The sequence below is a fragment of the Sulfitobacter sp. LC.270.F.C4 genome, assembly GCF_032922545.1.
Taxonomy (GTDB): domain Bacteria; phylum Pseudomonadota; class Alphaproteobacteria; order Rhodobacterales; family Rhodobacteraceae; genus Sulfitobacter; species Sulfitobacter profundi.
Window position 1 is genome coordinate 866,465 of sequence record NZ_CP136692.1, and the last position, 17,084, is coordinate 883,548.

21 protein-coding genes and 4 pseudogenes are annotated in these 17,084 nt (G+C 59.0%); 20 read left to right on the top strand and 5 right to left on the bottom strand.

Going from position 1 to position 17,084, the window contains the following annotated elements; translation table 11 throughout:
- Nucleotides 1–6 precede the first annotated feature (6 nt).
- The 10 genes and pseudogenes from R1T45_RS08080 to R1T45_RS08125 all read left to right on the top strand — a co-directional run.
- On the top strand, nt 7–144 hold the full coding sequence (locus R1T45_RS08080; protein ID WP_162931771.1) for a hypothetical protein: 138 nt from the start codon (nt 7–9) through the stop codon (nt 142–144).
- Entirely contained in the window at nt 141–617 is a 477-nt protein-coding gene (locus R1T45_RS08085) for a c-type cytochrome (protein ID WP_093743403.1), read from the top strand. The genes R1T45_RS08080 and R1T45_RS08085 overlap by 4 nt, the downstream gene beginning before the upstream one ends.
- A complete protein-coding gene (locus R1T45_RS08090; protein WP_093743404.1) occupies nt 614–1,192 on the top strand; it encodes a DsbE family thiol:disulfide interchange protein in 579 nt (192 codons plus the stop codon). The genes R1T45_RS08085 and R1T45_RS08090 overlap by 4 nt, the downstream gene beginning before the upstream one ends.
- The gene (locus tag R1T45_RS08095) at nt 1,189–1,704 is read left to right on the top strand and encodes a TlpA family protein disulfide reductase (protein WP_093743405.1); all 516 of its coding nucleotides are present in this window, start codon (nt 1,189–1,191) and stop codon (nt 1,702–1,704) included. The genes R1T45_RS08090 and R1T45_RS08095 overlap by 4 nt, the downstream gene beginning before the upstream one ends.
- 311 nt (nt 1,705–2,015) lie before the next feature.
- The gene (locus R1T45_RS08100) at nt 2,016–2,303 is read left to right on the top strand and encodes a hypothetical protein (RefSeq protein ID WP_260010360.1); all 288 of its coding nucleotides are present in this window, start codon (nt 2,016–2,018) and stop codon (nt 2,301–2,303) included.
- A gap of 54 nt (nt 2,304–2,357) precedes the next feature.
- Nucleotides 2,358–3,005, top strand: a complete 648-nt coding sequence (locus tag R1T45_RS08105; RefSeq protein ID WP_093743407.1) for an SCO family protein — start codon at nt 2,358–2,360, stop codon at nt 3,003–3,005.
- Entirely contained in the window at nt 3,002–3,640 is a 639-nt protein-coding gene (locus R1T45_RS08110) for a hypothetical protein (protein WP_093743408.1), read from the top strand. The genes R1T45_RS08105 and R1T45_RS08110 overlap by 4 nt, the downstream gene beginning before the upstream one ends.
- A complete protein-coding gene (locus R1T45_RS08115; protein WP_093743409.1) occupies nt 3,628–4,119 on the top strand; it encodes a hypothetical protein in 492 nt (163 codons plus the stop codon). Before R1T45_RS08110 ends, R1T45_RS08115 begins: the two co-directional genes overlap by 13 nt.
- Nucleotides 4,112–4,840: a cytochrome c biogenesis CcdA family protein gene (locus R1T45_RS08120; RefSeq protein ID WP_093743410.1), complete on the top strand. Its 729-nt coding sequence runs from the start codon at nt 4,112–4,114 to the stop codon at nt 4,838–4,840. The genes R1T45_RS08115 and R1T45_RS08120 overlap by 8 nt, the downstream gene beginning before the upstream one ends.
- A gap of 218 nt (nt 4,841–5,058) precedes the next feature.
- A pseudogene (locus R1T45_RS08125) lies at nt 5,059–5,184 on the top strand (NAD-dependent epimerase/dehydratase family protein); the annotation flags it as partial.
- A 23-nt stretch (nt 5,185–5,207) separates the two neighbouring features.
- On the opposite strand, the pseudogene R1T45_RS08130 reads toward R1T45_RS08125, so the two are convergent.
- Nucleotides 5,208–5,596: pseudogene (locus tag R1T45_RS08130) on the bottom strand (transposase); the annotation flags it as partial.
- Between the two features lie 114 nt (nt 5,597–5,710).
- A complete protein-coding gene (locus tag R1T45_RS08135; protein WP_317390561.1) occupies nt 5,711–5,998 on the bottom strand; it encodes a helix-turn-helix transcriptional regulator in 288 nt (95 codons plus the stop codon).
- A gap of 40 nt (nt 5,999–6,038) precedes the next feature.
- On the opposite strand from R1T45_RS08135, the gene R1T45_RS08140 reads away from it, so the two are divergent.
- Entirely contained in the window at nt 6,039–6,416 is a 378-nt protein-coding gene (locus R1T45_RS08140; RefSeq protein ID WP_260010353.1) for a hypothetical protein, read from the top strand.
- Nucleotides 6,417–6,505: 89 nt separating this feature from the next.
- Here R1T45_RS08140 and R1T45_RS08145 read toward each other — a convergent pair.
- Nucleotides 6,506–6,754 (bottom strand): annotated as a pseudogene (locus tag R1T45_RS08145) (integrase core domain-containing protein); the annotation flags it as partial.
- 705 nt (nt 6,755–7,459) lie between these two features.
- Between R1T45_RS08145 and R1T45_RS08150 the strand changes: the two are divergent.
- From R1T45_RS08150 to R1T45_RS08190, 9 genes and pseudogenes are all read left to right on the top strand, one after another.
- Nucleotides 7,460–8,020 (top strand): annotated as a pseudogene (locus R1T45_RS08150) (replication-associated recombination protein A); the annotation flags it as partial.
- A gap of 31 nt (nt 8,021–8,051) precedes the next feature.
- The gene (locus R1T45_RS08155; protein ID WP_120351821.1) at nt 8,052–8,405 is read left to right on the top strand and encodes a fluoride efflux transporter FluC; all 354 of its coding nucleotides are present in this window, start codon (nt 8,052–8,054) and stop codon (nt 8,403–8,405) included.
- Nucleotides 8,402–9,448 (top strand): RluA family pseudouridine synthase, encoded by a 1,047-nt coding sequence (locus R1T45_RS08160; protein WP_067622210.1) that lies wholly within the window; start codon nt 8,402–8,404, stop codon nt 9,446–9,448. The genes R1T45_RS08155 and R1T45_RS08160 overlap by 4 nt, the downstream gene beginning before the upstream one ends.
- Entirely contained in the window at nt 9,445–10,128 is a 684-nt protein-coding gene (locus R1T45_RS08165) for an HAD-IA family hydrolase (RefSeq protein WP_317390562.1), read from the top strand. Before R1T45_RS08160 ends, R1T45_RS08165 begins: the two co-directional genes overlap by 4 nt.
- The gene (locus R1T45_RS08170) at nt 10,125–10,838 is read left to right on the top strand and encodes an ATP12 family chaperone protein (RefSeq protein ID WP_132444201.1); all 714 of its coding nucleotides are present in this window, start codon (nt 10,125–10,127) and stop codon (nt 10,836–10,838) included. The genes R1T45_RS08165 and R1T45_RS08170 overlap by 4 nt, the downstream gene beginning before the upstream one ends.
- A gap of 193 nt (nt 10,839–11,031) precedes the next feature.
- The gene (locus R1T45_RS08175) at nt 11,032–12,048 is read left to right on the top strand and encodes an amino acid ABC transporter substrate-binding protein (RefSeq protein WP_067622203.1); all 1,017 of its coding nucleotides are present in this window, start codon (nt 11,032–11,034) and stop codon (nt 12,046–12,048) included.
- Between the two features lie 217 nt (nt 12,049–12,265).
- A complete protein-coding gene (locus tag R1T45_RS08180) occupies nt 12,266–13,480 on the top strand; it encodes an ABC transporter permease subunit (RefSeq protein ID WP_317390563.1) in 1,215 nt (404 codons plus the stop codon).
- A gap of 3 nt (nt 13,481–13,483) precedes the next feature.
- Nucleotides 13,484–14,782: an amino acid ABC transporter permease gene (locus R1T45_RS08185; RefSeq protein ID WP_120351817.1), complete on the top strand. Its 1,299-nt coding sequence runs from the start codon at nt 13,484–13,486 to the stop codon at nt 14,780–14,782.
- Nucleotides 14,783–14,796: 14 nt separating this feature from the next.
- Nucleotides 14,797–15,564: an amino acid ABC transporter ATP-binding protein gene (locus R1T45_RS08190; RefSeq protein ID WP_067916165.1), complete on the top strand. Its 768-nt coding sequence runs from the start codon at nt 14,797–14,799 to the stop codon at nt 15,562–15,564.
- A 62-nt stretch (nt 15,565–15,626) separates the two neighbouring features.
- Here the strand turns inward: R1T45_RS08190 and R1T45_RS08195 are convergent, their stop codons facing one another.
- Together R1T45_RS08195 and argB are read right to left on the bottom strand one after the other, a co-directional pair.
- On the bottom strand, nt 15,627–16,121 hold the full coding sequence (locus R1T45_RS08195; protein ID WP_317390564.1) for a SixA phosphatase family protein: 495 nt from the start codon (nt 16,119–16,121) through the stop codon (nt 15,627–15,629).
- A 65-nt stretch (nt 16,122–16,186) separates the two neighbouring features.
- Nucleotides 16,187–17,050, bottom strand: coding sequence for an acetylglutamate kinase (gene argB / locus R1T45_RS08200; RefSeq protein WP_317390565.1), 864 nt, complete (start codon nt 17,048–17,050; stop codon nt 16,187–16,189).
- Nucleotides 17,051–17,084 lie beyond the last annotated feature (34 nt).

A 17,084-nucleotide genomic window follows, 5' to 3' on the forward strand; every position in this document is an offset into this window, starting at 1 on the left:
ATGGAAATGATGAACGGATCTATGATGAATGGGCCGATGTCGGCCGGAATGATGATCGGCTGCGGCCTGTTGTTCCTTTTGGTGCTGGCGGTGCTGGTTCTGGGCGTGTTGGCTCTGGTCAAATACCTGAGGCGCTCGGCATGAGAGCGTTGATCGTAGCCGCTGTGGTTGGCATCACGGGCGCCGCTGCGGTTGCTGTCTGGGCCGGGGGGAAGGAAGACGCCCCCCCGGCGCTCACCGTGCTTGGCGTGCCTGTGGATGCGGAAATGCTCGATCAGGGCGCTGACCTCTATGCGGAGAACTGTGCCTCCTGCCACGGCGCAGACCTCGAGGGCCAACCGGACTGGCGCAGGCGGCTCGACAATGGTCGCATGCCCGCGCCGCCGCATGATGAAACGGGCCATACATGGCACCATGCCGATCAGCAGCTTTTCGACATTACCAAGAACGGGCTGGCCTCGGTCGTGCCGGGTTATGAAAGCGACATGCCCGTGTTCGAGGGCATTCTGAGTGACGCGGAAATCACAGCGATCCTTGGCTATATCAAGAGCACATGGCCCGAGCGTGAACGCAATTATCAGGCCGAGATCACCTCGAAGAACGAGGAAGGATCATGAGCAACCAGGATCAAGCTGCGCCCAAGTGGCGATGGTCCCTTCTGATCGCCGCGCTTCCTGCGGCGGTCTTCGCGGCCATCGCGGCGGCTTTCCTATGGGGACTGTTTAACAATGAAGACAGCCTTCCGAGCACCATGATCGGCCGGGACATCCCAGAGTTTGATTTGCCTCCAATCGAAGGACGCGAAAACGGCTTGTCGACATCAGATCTCCGCGGCGAAGTTTCACTCGTAAATGTCTGGGCCTCCTGGTGCGTGCCATGCCGGGTCGAGATGCCGCTGCTGGTGGAGCTTTCTCAGACCGGCAGCGTGTCAATCCACGGCATCAATCTAAAGGACAAGCCAGCCGCTGCACGCAGGTTTCTCGCAGAACTCGGCGATCCCTATGACCGGATCGGTGCGGATAGCTCTGGCCGGGCCTCTATTGACTGGGGCGTTTACGGAGTGCCGGAAACCTTTGTGATCGATTCAAAAGGGCGCATTGCTTACAAACATGTTGGCCCCTTCAACCGGCACTCTCTGGAAAACGATATTCTTCCAGTGGTGCGGCGTTTGCAACAGGAGCAGGGGGCATGAAGCGGCGCGGTTTTCTTGGCGGCGCACTGGCGCTCGGGGCCACGCCGGCTGCGGCGCGTCCGGTCATGGCCGAGCACAACGCGCCCTTACCAATGCTCTCGCCGCCGATCACCGACGGGAGGGGCCGGGACCTGACTTTGGCAGATTTCCGGGGACGCACGGTGTTGCTTAACATCTGGGCGACATGGTGCGCCCCTTGTCGTGATGAGATGCCAACCCTCGACAGACTACAGGCAAAGCTTGGCGGGCCAGAGTTTCATGTGCTCGCCTTGTCGATCGACCGGGGTGGTTTCGACACCGTCCGCGCATTCTATTCCGACATCGGCATTCAGCATCTTGCTCTCTACGCCTCGGATCAATTGAGGGCGATGATGGCTCTTGGCGTGGTCGGCTTACCGACGACACTTCTTGTTAGCGCCGAAGGCCGCGAAGTCGCCCGCAAAGTGGGACCGGCCGATTGGGACAGCCCGGCGGTAATCTCTCAAATCAAGCACGTCGTTTCAAAAGGATGAACCCAACAGTGACCCAAATTTCAAACAACGATAGGTCAGCAAGTGCGATCCCCGTGCCTTCGCGGCGACAGACCCTCATGCTGACTGGCTTTGCCGCTATCAGTGGCGGCGCTGCGCTCAACTGGGACTGGCTGACTGCTGTTGGTGCGGCACCTTTGATCCTTAGCCTCGCTCCTTGTGCCGCTATGTGCGCTCTGGGGCTTTGCATGCGCGGCGGCTCTGCCGGCTGCGCCAAAAACGATCCGACAACCAAGCCGGACACCACGACAGACTAATTCTCAACCCAAGAAGGAACTGACATGACTTACAAAATGAAAATCACCGCTGCTGCCCTGACCGGCATGATGTTGGCCGCTCCCATCGCTCAGGCACAAGATGCAAAACCAGAAGCGGGCGATATGCCGATGGCCGAAGGTCACAGCATGAACGGCGAGATGTCCGGCATGAAAAACATGGAAGGCATGAAGGGTATGGAAGACATGATGCCCATGATGAAAATGATGTCTGATATGGGGCCGATGATGGAAGCCTGCACAGAGATGATGCAGTCCATGACCGACCACATGAATTCTGCGCATGGCGAAGATCAAAAGGGCTGAACCTCGGTCCGCCCGTCTGACTGGCGGGCGGATCATTCTATTGAAAGAAGTATCATGACTAAGATTACGCCGGCCCGTCGTCGGCTAAGCATTGCCCTGTGGGCGAGTGCTATCGCTGCCGCCGTGCTTGTTGCGGGCCTTGCCCTGCTGCGCCCGGACCACGTTCCTGCCGGCCAAGCGGTCTATCGCGGCGACGCTGACATCCGTTCAGAATTCTCGTTGCTCGACCACAACGGTCAGGTCGTTAGCCAAAAGGACTACGCAGGCCGCTGGCAGCTTGTGTTTTTTGGCTTCACCCACTGCCCAGATATCTGTCCAACCACCTTGGCATATATGGGTAACGTGCTGGAACTGCTGGGCCCTGAAGCTGATGAGATTGCTCCGCTCTTCGTGACGGTCGATCCAGAGCGCGATACGCCTTCGGTTCTGAAGGAGTATGTCGCGAATTTTCACCCGAATCTGATCGGGTTGACCGGAAGCGAGGACCAAATCGCCGAGGCGACCGAGGCCTTCAAGGTTTACAACGAGAAAATTCCCGCAGAAACGGCGCCCCACGGATACATGATGGCCCACGCCGGCCATATTTACCTGATGAACCGCAAGGGTGAGTTTGACGCTGTTTTTCTTGAAAGCGCGCAACCAGCTGAGGAGATGGCCGAACAAATCTCCATGCGTATCGCGAAAGAGAAACGGACCCAATGACCCAAAAATACACCCCCATCACATGGCGCAGCGCCCTCTTACTTGTTGCCAGCCTACTTTTGGCCTCACCGGTTTTTGCCGATCATCCGGGTGAGAACCTTAATCAGGTGATGGCTGCCAAGGAAGCCGCCTTCGAACCGATCTTGCCCGGCGACGCACCAGACCTCGCTTGGATAGGGGCGGCGCATGAAAGCACATCCCTCAATGCTTTGAGGGGAAAGATCGTGGTTCTGAGCTTTGTGCCCGAAGGTTGTGGCGATCCTTGTGAGGCACAACAAGCTACGCTCACCGAAACGCTCACTGCGCTCAACTCCAGCGCGATGCGCGATATGGTGGTCTTTGTTACCCTTAGCGACGAGCCGCAAAGCGGTCCCGCTACGCAGAACAGGATATTCGCGCGGACGCCAGACCCTGAAAAACTTAGTCATCCAAACGCTGCTCTCGCTGGGGTAAGCGAACGGAAAGACCTAACCCCTCAGGTCCATCTGCTGAACCGCGCAGGCCAGCAGGTCGGCATTTTTCACGGCGCTGATTTTGAGCCGCTTAACCTCTTGCTCTATATCAATGTGCTGACCAACACCCATCCTCATGCTGAACCCAGCTTCTGGCAGCGAATGACTGGATGGTTCTTATGAAATCTTACAGCACGATCACGGGACCCCATTGGCTTTCCGCACTTCGGCGTTTTGCCGTAATCACCTTCCTGGGGCATCTTATTTGGGAGGCCGCACATATTCCACTTTATACCATCTGGGTTGAGGGAACGTGGGGTGAGATTATCTTTGCTGCCGTGCATTGCACCGGAGGCGATCTACTGATCGCCATGAGCAGCATATTGCTTGCCCTGTTCTTCTTTGGCACCGGCTCTTGGCCGCAAAGGCGGGTATATCCTGTTTTAGGCGCAATGATGGTGATGGGGCTTGGCTACACGGTTTTCAGCGAATGGCTAAATATCGAAGTGCGCGAAGCATGGGCCTACCGCGAGATCATGCCGGTCATTCCGATCATCGACGCCGGGCTAACCCCCATGTTGCAATGGATCTTCGTTCCTCTCGCGGCCTACTTCGGCGCGGTTAGGCATTCCTCCCGCAAGGTAGACGTGCCTGATGCTTGATGTCTCCTCTCTCGGGCTCATAGCGGCTTTGCTCGCCGGGATAATCTCCTTTGTGTCACCTTGCGTCTTACCTTTGGTGCCCGGCTATGTCTCCTATATCGCGGGACGAACTGGGGTTACTGGGGCGCATCGCAGCCGCAAACAAGCGGTTTGGTTAAGCTTCTGCTTCGTAGTGGGGTTTTCGACGATTTTCATAGGACTCGGGGCTTCGGCAACGGCTCTGGGGCAAGTGCTGCTGCGTTGGCGGTTCGAGTTAAACCTGATTGGCGGCGCAATCGTAATCCTTTTTGGGCTGTTCATGCTCGGGGCCGCCCGCATTCAGGCCATGGAACGTGACATGCGTTTCGACATTGACCTTCCCGGCGGGCAGCCGGTGGCATCCTACGTTCTGGGGCTTGCTTTCGGCTTTGGTTGGACCCCATGTATCGGACCGATCCTGGGTGCGATCCTGACAGCAAGTGCTGCCAGCGCCACAGTATCAGAAGGGATCGGATTGTTGGCTGTCTACTCAGCCGGCCTTGGCGTGCCATTCCTCATCGTTGCGGCTTTTACGGAGCAGGTTGCGGCCCGTCTGCGTGCCATCGGCTCTGTCGGGCGACGGCTCCATCAGGTGGCGGGGGGGATTATGGTCGTTATGGGGCTCACTATGATGACCGGACAGCTCAGTGCTTTCTCATGGTGGCTCTTGGAAACCTTCCCGATGCTGGGGCGGATCGGCTGAACTTTATTTGGAACCTTCCAGGGCTGGAAAGTGATTGTCCTCTTATAGGGTTAGTTTCGACCAGCAATAGATAGGGAAAAGAGATGATGGACGGTGATATGATGGGCGGCGGGATGATGTTTGGGATGGGGATCGGCTGGCTTTTGATCATCGTGATCCTCATTTTGGTGATCGCAGCTCTGGTTAAATATCTACGCAAGTAAAGCAGGAGACTGGCAATGAAGGAGTCCGACAAGCCAGTCATCGTCGTCACCGGTTCAAGCGGCTACCTCGGGGCGGCGGTCGTCAAACGATTGCACGAAAAATACCGTGTCGTTGGACTGGACCGCCATTCACCGCCTCATCCCCCGCATCAGGCCGAATGTACCTGCTTTGCTGGATACCTCATTCCTCGAACTGCCCAGCCCCTGTCATGCTTTTTTGAGCAGACGGTTCTCGAGTGTTAGGTCGGCCGCGCATTCTTTCAGAGCCATGGCTTCCGATCTCAACTCCTTCACCTCAGGGATGTCGCCTGACGCGCTGTCTCGCCGGAAAGACGACGATTTCCAGTCTCAAGGAATTCCTTCGACCAAGTGCAGTACAGGCTGTCAGAGATGCCCTTGCGGCGACATAACGCCGAGATGCTTTCCTCCCCGCGCAATCCGGCTAAAACAATTCTGATTATCTCCTCCGCCGAGTAGGTCTGGCGGTCTTACGGCGGAAGTTCTTGACCAGCTTGTTTGCTGCGTCTTTCGATGTTCCGGGCTTCTTGTTCATCTTCGCTCCTTAAAAGCTACGATGAACCAAAAACACTCCGTCGTTCAAATTCTAAAATCTGTCCCCCGGGGTGCTGGCGTCAGGCAGCGGACGCTTAACGATCGAAGCGTTACGCTAGCGTAAAGACGTTGGTGCGACTTCAAAAATAGATTGGAGAAACCGACAAGGATTGGTCCCAATACATTTCAGTATGACGCACAACTCGACCACATCTAAACGACGTTCTCCCAACTCATACTTGGCTACGTAAGAAGGAGGCTTTCCTAGCATTTTCGCAAGCTCAGCTTGTGAAAGTGCTGCAGCCTTCCGGCTTTCGATCAATTTTTTGCGGAAAACCAAGTATGTCTCCGTGTGCGCGGCGCCTGCCAATGTTTTGCTCCAATCGTGCTCGACAGGGTGCAATACGTTGGTTAGTCAGGCACTCCCAAAATAGGAGTGATTCGTGTCCCCAATAAATGGCCAACTTTCTGCCCTCGGTCTAAGCAATGATCTTGTTCTGCCCTTTTTACTCGTTTGGTATGGTTGGCTTTCTAAAGAGCAAGCTGGCGTTGCGAAAAAGCGGCGGCTCATAGTTATCAAGTGCAAGCTATCTGCCGAACCTGATGGAGGGCGTGCGTTTCTAACAGAGCGCGGGAGACGCAAGTTAAAAGCTTTTTTTGCAACCGACGTAGATCACGAAATGGCGTACGTTTATGCTACCTATCTAAAGGAGTACGGCAAGGTCAGCTCTGATCGTTGGTGCATGTACGCGGGCACTCCTCTCGGAGGCGGAGCAAGCGGGTTTGATTGGTATCACAATAAGGAAAATCTCATGCCATAAGGGCTTTTCGCTGACCTGCTCCCCTTAGTCCGCTATTTTGAGTTAGCTCTGTTCAGGTCTGGGTCTTTTACTAACCGTTGGTGATGCTCTCACGGAATGAGCCCGTCGAGGCTCGTGTGTGGGCGATGGGGATTGTAGTCCTCGCGCCAGGCAGAGAGCAGGTCCCGGGCTTGGCGCAGGTCGGCGAACAAATGCTCGCTGAGGCATTCGTCCCGCAGACGGCCATTGAAGCTTTCCACGAAGCCGTTCTGCATAGGTTTTCCGGGGGCGATGTAGTGCAATTCGACGCATCGCTCCTCCTGCCATTGCAAGATGGTGTTCGATGTTAGCTCCGTTCCATAGCACGTAGGGAAGAAGCGCCGCTGAGAGGTTCTAGCAGCTTCCGCAACCCTCAAATTGCGCAGCGGCTAGCCATAACCGGGTCTCAGGTCTCAACAGTGGTTTTGCATAACCACACCGCTGAGGAGACCGGCAATGGCGGCTATCTATGCTACCCTTGTCAACCGTGTTGGTCGCCATCGACATGAGGTTCTGATCAGCACTCCCGGCAAGTAGCGCCGCCGCCGCATATCGATCATGAACACGCTGGAAGATTTCGACCGCTTAGCCATAAATCCCGCCAGCTACGCCCGCAACAAGAGCTGCGGTTTGCCGGGAAGGCCCAGTAGGTCAGCCCACATCACACGTGAGCAAAATCGTGTTACTCGACTGGTTGTCGGTACATCTGTGGAATCACCACATACAAATCGACATGGCCGACACACTATTACTGCGGCGCAACGGCTGCGCACCGAACCGACCCGATCTGAGAAATCTGCAAACAGACACACCTTTCAATCTTGTGAGCCCGAGATTCTGGGTGGAAAACTCTGTATCACCTATTAGGTGACGATCTGGACGCTCGCCGATAGGTTGCGATTGGGAAGAAAAAAAATATACCCATGGAGAATACTGTTAAGGTTGCAGTTTCAGAACGCGCCGATCTACCTGATTATAAAGAAAATTTACTCGCTCACTCACTCACCGGGTAGAAAAACAAGTTAAATACGATTTCCGCCCTACACAAATCCATGCGCGGCTCGGACCCGGACGCGGCGCTTTATTGGCTGGGCCGGATGCTGGAGGGCGGGGAGGACCCGCGCTACCTGATGCGGCGTATCACCCGCATGGCGGTTGAGGACGTTGGCCTCGCCGATCCGCAGGCGCAGGCTTTCTGCCTTCAGGCATGGGAGACCTACGAACGGCTTGGCAGTCCCGAGGGGGAGTTGGCCATCGCGCAGGCGCTGACCTACATCTGCCTCGCGCCGAAATCCAACGCCGTCTACAAAGCCTACAAGGGTGCCCGCAGGCTGGCCCGCAGTACCGGGTCAGAGCCGCCGCCCAAGCATATCCTCAACGCGCCCACTAAGCTGATGAAGGAGCAAGGCTACGGCAGCGGCTATGCCTATGACCACGACGCCGAAGACGGGTTCTCGGGGCAGAACTACTTTCCCGACACGATGGAGCGCCCCAGCCTCTACGAGCCGGTGGAACGTGGCTTCGAACGGGAGTTGAAAAAGCGACAGGATTACTTCGCGGGGCTGCGGGCCAAGCGGAAAACTTGACTCCGGGCCGCGCCCGCGCGATGGGGTGTCGATGATGAAAACACTGATCATGGTGGCGCTCGGCGGCGCTCTGGGCGCGTGCTTGCGCTACCTTGTCGGTCTGACCGTCGGCTTCCCGCTGGGCACGCTGGCAGTGAATGTCGCGGGCTCGCTCGCAATCGGGGTGGTCTGGGTCGCACTGGCGGATAAGGCGCTGTTGCTGCCCTTTCTGATGACCGGCCTGCTGGGCGGGTTCACCACCTTTTCGGCGTTTTCACTCGACACGATGCGGCTGCTTGAAACAGGCCGCGCCGCTGTCGCATTTTCATATGTGGGGGCCTCGGTGATCTTGTCGCTGGCCGCCTGTTTGCTGGGCCTCTGGGTGGCCCGAGAGGTATTGGCATGAGCCGCGTACAAACCATTACCGTCGCCGAAGGCGATGGAGACCAGCGGCTGGACCGTTGGTTCAAGCGGATGTTTCCGCAGATCAATCAGGGGCTCATCGAAAAGATGTGCCGCAAGGGCGAGATTCGCGTCGATGGGGGCCGGGTCAAGGCCAACACGCGGCTCGAAGCCGGCCAAGAGGTGCGCGTGCCGCCGCTGCCCGACAGCGCCCCGCCGCCCCCGCCAAAACGGACGCGCATTACCGATGCTGATGCCAAGATGATCCGCAACTGCGTGATTTACCGCGACGAGCATGTCATCGCCCTGAACAAACCGCCGGGTCTGGCCGTGCAGGGCGGCTCGGGGCAGGCGGATCGCCATGTCGATGCGCTGTCTGAGGCGTTGATCTTTGACGCCGAGGAAAAACCGCGTCTGGTGCACCGGCTTGACCGTGATACCTCGGGCGTGCTGCTGCTGGCGCGGACCCGTTTGGCGGCCAAGGCGCTCACAGCGGCGATGCGGCACCGCGAGACGCGCAAGATTTACTGGGCCATCGTCGCCGGTGTGCCGACGCCGTACTTGGGCGAAATCAAATACGGTCTCGTTAAAGCTGGCGGTCATGGCCGCAGCGGCGAGGGCGAGAAGATGATCGCCGTGCATCCGCGCGATATGGATGACACGCCGGGCGCGAAACGGGCGCATACGCTCTATGCCACGCTGTTCCGCGTCGGCTCGCGCGCGTCTTGGGTGGCGATGGAGCCAGTCACCGGCCGCACGCACCAGCTGCGCGCGCATATGGCCGAGATCGGGCATCCGATTGTCGGCGATGGGAAATACGGCGGCTCGGGGCAAGAGAACCTCGGCGACGGCTGGGGCGCGCAACTGGGCGGGATCATCTCGAAAAAGCTGCACCTGCACGCGCGGATGATGCGGTTTGAGCATCCCCATACCCGCAAGACGGTTACCATCACCGCTGAGTTGCCCGAACATATGGCGCATAGCTGGGACACCTTTGGCTGGACCGAAGATCTGGCCGACGAAGACCCCTTTGAGTCGCTGCAATGAGCAAGCCACTGCGTTTGGTGATCTTTGACGTCGACGGCACGCTGGTCGACAGCCAAGGCGATATCGTGGCCGCGATGACGGCGGCCTTTGCGGCTGTCGACGCGCCCGCGCCGAGCCGTGCCGAGATCCTGTCGATCGTCGGCCTGTCGCTTGATGTGGCAATGACCGTGCTGGCGCCCACACGCCCAACCGGCGATCACCTTGCGATGGTGGAGGCCTATAAGGCCGCCTATATGACCCTGCGGGCCGAGGCGGGCGTGGCGCAATCCTCGCCGCTTTATCCCGGCGCGCTGGACACGTTGCGGCGTCTTCATGGCCAGCCGGAGGTGCTGTTGGGCGTTGCCACGGGCAAGTCGAAACGCGGGCTTGATAAGTTGATCGCCGGGCATGGGCTGGAAGGGCTTTTTATCACTCAGCAGGTCGCGGATTTTCACCCCTCTAAGCCGCATCCGTCGATGATCCATCAGGCGATGGCCGATGCCGGGGTGGGGCCGGAGGCGACGGTGATGATTGGCGATACCTCTTTCGACATGGACATGGCCGCCGCCGCCGGGGTGACCGGGATCGGGGTCAAATGGGGCTATCACGGTCCGGAACGGTTGGCCGCCGCCGCGCATCTGGTTGAGGAATTCGCGGCGCTGCCCGCACTGCTGGAACAAATCTGGAGCATTCCCGCATGAGTGACTGGAAAGCCAAACGCTTTTGGAAAGACGCCGCCGTGGTCGCGGTCGAAGACGGTTTCACCGTAGAACTGGATGGCCGCCGGGTGAAGACCCCGGCCAAGCGCCCCCTGACCCTGCCGACCCGCGCCATGGCCGATGCCGTGGCCGCCGAATGGCAGGCGCAGGAAAAGCAGATCGACCCCCGCACAATGCCGGTGACCAAAACCGCCAATGCCGCGATCGACAAGGTCGCGGTGCAAAAGGCCGAGGTCGTCGACATGCTGGCGGCCTATGGGGACAGTGACTTGCTGTGCTACCGCGCCGACAGCCCCGAAGAGTTGGTCGCCCGGCAAGCAGCGCAGTGGGATCCGATGCTGGATTGGGCGGCAGAGACACTCGGCGTCCGTTTGGAGCCGCGACAGGGCATCATGCATGCCCCGCAAACGCCCGAAGCCTTGGCCGAGTTGCACCGCCGGGCGGCGCGGCTCGTTGCGTTCGAACTGGCGGCATTTCATGACCTCGTCAGCCTGACCGGTTCGCTGATCCTTGGCTTTGCCGCGCTGGAGCAAGCCTTTGACCCCGAAGAGATTTGGGCCTTGTCGCGGCTGGATGAGAATTGGCAGGCCGAGCAGTGGGGCCGCGATGACGTGGCCGAGCAAGAGGCCGAAATCAAGCGACAGGCGTTTTTACATGCATGTGCAATTATCGTGCTTTGCAAAGCTGCTTAACTTGATAAAAGCTTTGCCACGCGATGTGAAAACCCGCCCTGATTTTGCCCATCGCGCCCTTGACCTTCAAACCTGAATCCGCCCACACTGCTTTTCATTGAGCAGGGGGAACCCTGCGCAAGATCGCTTTCGGCGTCACCTGACGTCGGATTAACCGCCAGTGAACGTGGCGGACTATCAGGAAGAGGTAAAAATGAAAAAAACCGTAATTTTTGGCGCGCTGACCGTTGCTGGCCTTGCGGCCGGTGCTGCTGGTGCCGCCACGCTTGATGACGTCAAGGCCCGCGGCAAGCTGAACTGTGGCGTGACCACAGGCCTTGCAGGCTTTGCCGCGCCGAATGCCAACGGCGAATGGGAAGGTTTCGACGTGGCTGTGTGCCGTGCCGTTGCCGCCGCCGTACTGAGCGACAAGAACGCCGTGGAATTCGTGCCGACAACCGGCAAGACCCGCTTCACCGCGCTGGCCTCGGGCGAGATCGATTTCCTCGCACGGAACACCACATGGACCTTCAGCCGTGACACCGACCTGAAGTTCGACTTCATCGGCGTCAACTACTACGACGGTCAGGGCTTCATGGTCCCCAAAGCGCTTGGCGTTTCCTCGGCCAAGGATCTGGACGGCGCGACCGTCTGCATCCAGACCGGCACAACAACCGAGCTGAACCTCGCGGACTTCTTCCGCAAGAACAACATCAGCTATGAGCCGGTGCCTGTCGAAACCAACGCCGAAGGCCAGCAGCAGTACCTTGCTGGTGCCTGCGACACCTACACCACAGACGCATCCGGCCTTGCCGCGACACGCGCCACTTTTGAGAACCCCGGCGAGCACGTGCTGCTGCCCGAGATCATCTCGAAAGAGCCGCTCGGCCCGCTGGTCCGTCACGGCGACAACGACTGGGGCGACATCACCCGCTGGGTGCTGAACGCGCTGATCGCTGCTGAAGAGCTGGGTGTCACATCCGCCAACATCGAAGAGATGACCGGCAACACCAACAACCCTGAGATCGCTCGCCTTCTGGGCACCGAAGGTACCTTGGGTGAGATGATCGGCCTCGACGCCGAGTGGGCCAAGCGCGCCATCATGGCCGAAGGCAACTACGGCGAGATCTTTGCCAAGAACATCGGCGAAGAGACCCCGATCGGTCTGGCACGCGGGCTGAACGCCCAGTGGACAGACGGTGGCCTGCTCTACGCACCGCCCTTCCGCTAAATAGCAAGCCAAGGGGCGCAGGAATTCCTGCGCCCTTTGTGCCTCTGGGGGCGCGAAGTGCCTTTGCGACACGAAAAACGGTCTAAAAACGACTGACAAAACCCCAACGAGACAATAAAAGCCCACGATCGAAGAAACGATCAACGACCAAAAATGATTCGGCCAAGGTGCGCCAAATGCACCAATAAAAAACAAGCCGGAACACAGGGATACATACATGACGACATTCTCCGACCCTCCCAAGGAGTTGTTCCGGCCATCTATGCTGTTGAGCGACACCCGCTATCGGTCGATTACCTTTCAGGTTATCGCACTTGCGCTGCTGGTCACGGCGATCTGGTATCTGGGATCGAACCTTGCCGCGAACCTTCGCGCCGCCGGGTTGAACATCTCTTTCCAGTTCCTCGGTAACCCCGCGGGCTATGACATCAACCAAACGCTGATCCCCTATACCAGCCAGTCGTCGAACCTTCAGGCGGCATGGGTCGGCATCATCAACACGCTGCTGGTGTCCTTCCTTGCCTGCGTGACGGCCACGATCTTTGGCGTCGTCGCCGGGGTTCTGCGCCTGTCGAACAACTGGCTCATCCGCAAGCTGATGGCAGGCTATGTCGAGATCTTCCGCAACATCCCGGTGCTGATCTGGATCCTGATCATCTACACCATCATGACCGCCGCGATGCCCGCGCCTTCGGCCTTCCGGGGCGATGATCCGGCGTCGAGCATGATGCTGGGGTCTTTTGCCTTTACCAACCGGGGCGTCTATATCCCCGGTCCGGTCTGGGGACCGGGCTCGATGATCGTGGTGGCGACCTTTGTCGCCTCGGTGATCGGCGTCTTTGCCTACCGCCGCTATGCGACGAAACTGCTTTACGACACCGGTCGCCTGCTGCCGATGCTTTGGCCCTCGGTCGCGATCTTGTTGCTGCCGACGATCATCATGTTCTTCATCATGGGCATGCCGATCGGGCTGGATTACCCCGCGCTCAAAGGGTTCAACTTCCGCGGCGGCATCCAGATTGGTGCACCGCTGATCGCGTTGTGGTTCGCCCTGTCGATCTACACCGGTGCTTTCATCGCCGAGAACGTCCGCGCGGGCATCCAAGCCGTCAGCAAGGGGCAATCCGAAGCCGCTGCTGCCTTGGGGCTGCGGTCGGGCCGGATCATGAACCTTGTGGTGCTGCCGCAGGCGCTGCGCGTAATCATCCCGCCGCTGATCTCGAACTACCTCAACATCACCAAGAACTCCTCGCTGGCGATCCTCGTGGGCTATGCCGACATCACCGCCACACTGGGCGGGATCACCCTGAACCAGACCGGGCGGGCGATCGAATGTGTCGTCTTGTTGATGCTCTTCTACCTCGTCATCTCGCTGGGCATCTCCATGGTGATGAACGTCTACAACAACGCAACGAAGCTGAAGGAGCGTTAAGCCATGTCAGACACACATGCTGAATCCATCGCCTTCGTGCGTGAAACCTCACTGCCGCCTTCGGCACCGCCGGACAAGGTGGGCGGCCCGGTAAAATGGGTGAAAGACAACCTCTTCCCGACTTGGGCGAATGCCCTGCTGACGGTGGTGGCGCTTTATTTCCTCTATCTGTTGCTCGCCGGTTCTCTGCCATGGCTGTTGAACGGCGTTTGGTCGGCAAGCAGCCTGTCTGAATGTCGCGAGGTGCTGGACGGGGCCACGGGGGCCTGTTTCTCGGTGCTGAGCGAGCGTTGGCATCAGCTCTTGTTCGGGTTCAAATATCCCAGTGATCAATACTGGCGTCCGACCCTCGCGCTGGTGCTGCTGTTCCTTGCGGTGGCCCCGGTGCTCTTCATCGACCTGCCGCGCAAGCTGCTTTATTTCACTGGCGTCTACCCGTTTCTGGCCTTCTGGCTGATCTGGGGCGGTCCAATCTGGGGGCCGATCTTTGCCCTCGTGGGCGTGATCGCGGGCTATATCGTCTATAGCCGTCTGGTGCAGAAAAGCTTTGCCATGGCGCTGGCGGGTGGCCTCGTTGCTGCGGTGTTCGTCTGGTATATCGGTGGCTTCATCGGGGAGGCTTTGCGCCCCGCCTCGCCACTGCTGCAAGCGATCCCCAGCCGTGACCTTGGTGGCTTCATGCTGAACATGATGCTGGGCATCACCTGTGTGTCGCTGTCGCTGCCGATCGGGATTGCGCTGGCTTTGGGGCGTCAGTCCCACCTGCCAATCGTCAAAGGCATCTGCGTGGTCTTCATCGAATTCGTCCGGGGCGTGCCGCTGATCACGCTCTTGTTCGTGGCGAACGTGATGCTCGCCTATTTCTTCCCGCCGGGCTCAGGCGTTGACCTCTTCATCCGCGTCGTGATCATGATCACCATGTTCTCTTCGGCCTATATCGCCGAGGTGATCCGGGGCGGTCTGGCCGCGTTGCCAAAGGGCCAATACGAGGCCGCAGACAGCCTTGGCCTTGATTACCCGCAGGCGATGCGGCTGATCATCCTGCCGCAGGCACTGAAGATCTCGATCCCGGGCATCGTCAACATCGCGGTGGGCCTGTTCAAGGACACCACGCTGGTCTCGGTGATCTCGCTCTTCGATATCATCGGCATGATCCGCGGCCCGATCTTGGCCTCGACCGATTGGAACGGCGTCTACTGGGAGCTTTTCCTCTTTGCTTCCGTGCTGTTCTTCATCGTTTGCTACGGCATTTCTCAATACTCGCAGTGGCTGGAACGCCGTCTTGCGACTGACCATCGTTAAGGGAGGGTTCTCGCATGGCTGAGACCGCACAAATGAAAGTATCCGACGAAGTCGCGATTCGGATCGAGAACATGAACAAGTGGTATGGCGCGTTCCACGTGCTGCGCGACATTGACCTCACGGTGCACCGCGGCGAGCGTATCGTGATCTGCGGGCCTTCGGGTTCGGGCAAGTCGACGCTGATCCGCTGCATCAACGCTTTGGAAGAGCATCAGAAGGGCACCATCGAAGTCGATGGCACGCTGCTGAGTTCGGACCTCAAGAACATCGACAAGATTCGCTCCGAGGTCGGCATGTGCTTTCAGCACTTCAACCTCTTCCCGCATCTGACGATTCTTGAGAACTGCACACTGGCGCCGATCTGGGTCCGCAAGACACCCAAAAAGGAAGCCGAGGAAACGGCGATGCACTTCCTTGAAAAGGTGAAGATCCCCGATCAGGCCAATAAGTATCCCGGCCAACTTTCGGGTGGTCAGCAGCAGCGTGTGGCGATTGCCCGCTCGCTCTGCATGCGCCCGCGCATCATGCTGTTTGATGAGCCGACCTCGGCGCTTGACCCTGAGATGATCAAGGAAGTGCTCGACACGATGATCGAGCTTGCCGAAGAAGGTATGACGATGCTCTGTGTAACCCACGAGATGGGTTTTGCCCGTCAGGTGGCGAACCGGGTGATCTTCATGGATGAAGGCCAGATTGTTGAGCAGAACGAGCCCGAAGCCTTCTTTAACAACCCACAGAGCCCGCGCACACAGTTGTTCCTGAGCCAGATTCTGGGACACTAAGCCGCGTTACAGCATGATAACCAACCAAACGCCCCGGCCAATCGGTCGGGGCGTTTTGCGTTTCAGTCCAGTTGCTTGGGCACGGTAAAGGCGCGCAACCCGCCGCTGCCGGGGGCAAGGTCGGCCCAACTGTCGATATCGAAATCCATCACTGTGGTCGCCCCCGAGGGATAGCGACCGAATGCATCTTGGTCGGGCGTTTCCTGCAACAGCGCCACCGCGGCGGCGGCAATGCCGGGGTTATGCGCGACAAGCAGCAGGGTGTCGCCAGACGCCCGCTGGCGCAGGGTCGCTATGATCTCATCAGGCTCGGCGAGGTAAAGCTGGCGGAGATGCGTCACAGTGCAGCTTTCAGGTAGGTTCAAAAGCGCGCAGGTTTCGCGCGTGCGCGCCGCCGTGGAGCAGAACCCCACATCAGGCACAAACCCTTCCGCCCGTAGCCAATTGCCAAGCGCTTCGGCAGCGCCACGCCCACGGGGGTTCAGGGGGCGATCATGATCGCTGGTGCCGTGGGACCAGTCCGATTTCGCGTGTCGCATTAGGATCAGGCGGCGCATGTCATTCCTTTCACTGCTCGGCCCATCATAGGCGCGAAGCAGGGGCAGGGGGCAAGCGCTTTGCCTTAGCCTTTGCGAATGATGCTGCCCGCGCCGTGTTCTGTGAAAAGCTCCAGCAAGCAGGCATTGGGCGCCCGCCCGTCAAGGATCACCGCCGCGCGCACGCCGCCTTCGAGCGCATCTAGTGCTGTCTGAACCTTAGGGATCATCCCGCCTGCAATGATGCCATCGGCGATCATGTCGCTGATCTGGCTCGCCGTCAGGTCGGTCACCACCTCACCCGCGCCATCTTTGACGCCAGCCACGTCCGTGAGCAACAGCAGGCGGTCGGCCTTCAGCGCGCCCGCTATGGCGCCTGCGGCGGTGTCACCATTGATGTTATAGGTCTCACCGCCCCGGCCCATGCCAAGCGGTGCGATGACGGGAATGATGCCCTTGTCGGCAAAGTCCCGCAGGATGCGTGGGTTCACCTGTGTCGGGTTGCCGACGAGGCCCAGAGCGGGGTCTTCGGGCTCGCAAACGATCAAACCGCTGTCTTTGCCCGAGACGCCAACGGCGCGTCCCCCCTGTTCGGAAATCGCCTGCACGATCCGCGCATTGACGAGGCCCGACAGGACCATCTCGACCACTTCCATTGTCGCGGCATCGGTGACCCGCTTGCCATTCACGAATTCGGATTTAATGTTCAGCCGCGCCAGCATGTCGTTGATCATCGGCCCGCCGCCATGGACGATCACCGGGTTCACACCCACCTGCCGCATCAGCGCGACATCACGGGCGAATTCGTCCATCGCTTCGTCGCTGCCCATCGCATGACCGCCCAGCTTGATGACCACGGTGGCATCGGCATAGCGTTGCAAAAAGGGCAGGGCTTGGCTGAGTGTGCGGGCGGTGGCGATCCAGTCGCGGTTCATGTCTTGCGTTCTCATCTGTTGACCCATGGGAAGCCGATAGCGGCGAAAA

Bases quoted from the DNA above. Each gene is read 5' to 3' on its own strand.
- R1T45_RS08080 (WP_162931771.1), top strand. From the start codon at position 7: ATGATGAACGGATCTATGATGAATGGGCCGATGTCGGCCGGAATGATG.
- R1T45_RS08085 (WP_093743403.1), top strand. From the start codon at position 141: ATGAGAGCGTTGATCGTAGCCGCTGTGGTTGGCATCACGGGCGCCGCT.
- R1T45_RS08090 (WP_093743404.1), top strand. From the start codon at position 614: ATGAGCAACCAGGATCAAGCTGCGCCCAAGTGGCGATGGTCCCTTCTG.
- R1T45_RS08095 (WP_093743405.1), top strand. From the start codon at position 1,189: ATGAAGCGGCGCGGTTTTCTTGGCGGCGCACTGGCGCTCGGGGCCACG.
- R1T45_RS08100 (WP_260010360.1), top strand. From the start codon at position 2,016: ATGAAAATCACCGCTGCTGCCCTGACCGGCATGATGTTGGCCGCTCCC.
- R1T45_RS08105 (WP_093743407.1), top strand. From the start codon at position 2,358: ATGACTAAGATTACGCCGGCCCGTCGTCGGCTAAGCATTGCCCTGTGG.
- R1T45_RS08110 (WP_093743408.1), top strand. From the start codon at position 3,002: ATGACCCAAAAATACACCCCCATCACATGGCGCAGCGCCCTCTTACTT.
- R1T45_RS08115 (WP_093743409.1), top strand. From the start codon at position 3,628: ATGGTTCTTATGAAATCTTACAGCACGATCACGGGACCCCATTGGCTT.
- R1T45_RS08120 (WP_093743410.1), top strand. From the start codon at position 4,112: ATGCTTGATGTCTCCTCTCTCGGGCTCATAGCGGCTTTGCTCGCCGGG.
- R1T45_RS08155 (WP_120351821.1), top strand. From the start codon at position 8,052: ATGATGAAAACACTGATCATGGTGGCGCTCGGCGGCGCTCTGGGCGCG.
- R1T45_RS08160 (WP_067622210.1), top strand. From the start codon at position 8,402: ATGAGCCGCGTACAAACCATTACCGTCGCCGAAGGCGATGGAGACCAG.
- R1T45_RS08165 (WP_317390562.1), top strand. From the start codon at position 9,445: ATGAGCAAGCCACTGCGTTTGGTGATCTTTGACGTCGACGGCACGCTG.
- R1T45_RS08170 (WP_132444201.1), top strand. From the start codon at position 10,125: ATGAGTGACTGGAAAGCCAAACGCTTTTGGAAAGACGCCGCCGTGGTC.
- R1T45_RS08175 (WP_067622203.1), top strand. From the start codon at position 11,032: ATGAAAAAAACCGTAATTTTTGGCGCGCTGACCGTTGCTGGCCTTGCG.
- R1T45_RS08180 (WP_317390563.1), top strand. From the start codon at position 12,266: ATGACGACATTCTCCGACCCTCCCAAGGAGTTGTTCCGGCCATCTATG.
- R1T45_RS08185 (WP_120351817.1), top strand. From the start codon at position 13,484: ATGTCAGACACACATGCTGAATCCATCGCCTTCGTGCGTGAAACCTCA.
- R1T45_RS08190 (WP_067916165.1), top strand. From the start codon at position 14,797: ATGGCTGAGACCGCACAAATGAAAGTATCCGACGAAGTCGCGATTCGG.
- R1T45_RS08195 (WP_317390564.1), bottom strand. From the start codon at position 16,121: ATGCGCCGCCTGATCCTAATGCGACACGCGAAATCGGACTGGTCCCAC.
- argB (WP_317390565.1), bottom strand. From the start codon at position 17,050: ATGAGAACGCAAGACATGAACCGCGACTGGATCGCCACCGCCCGCACA.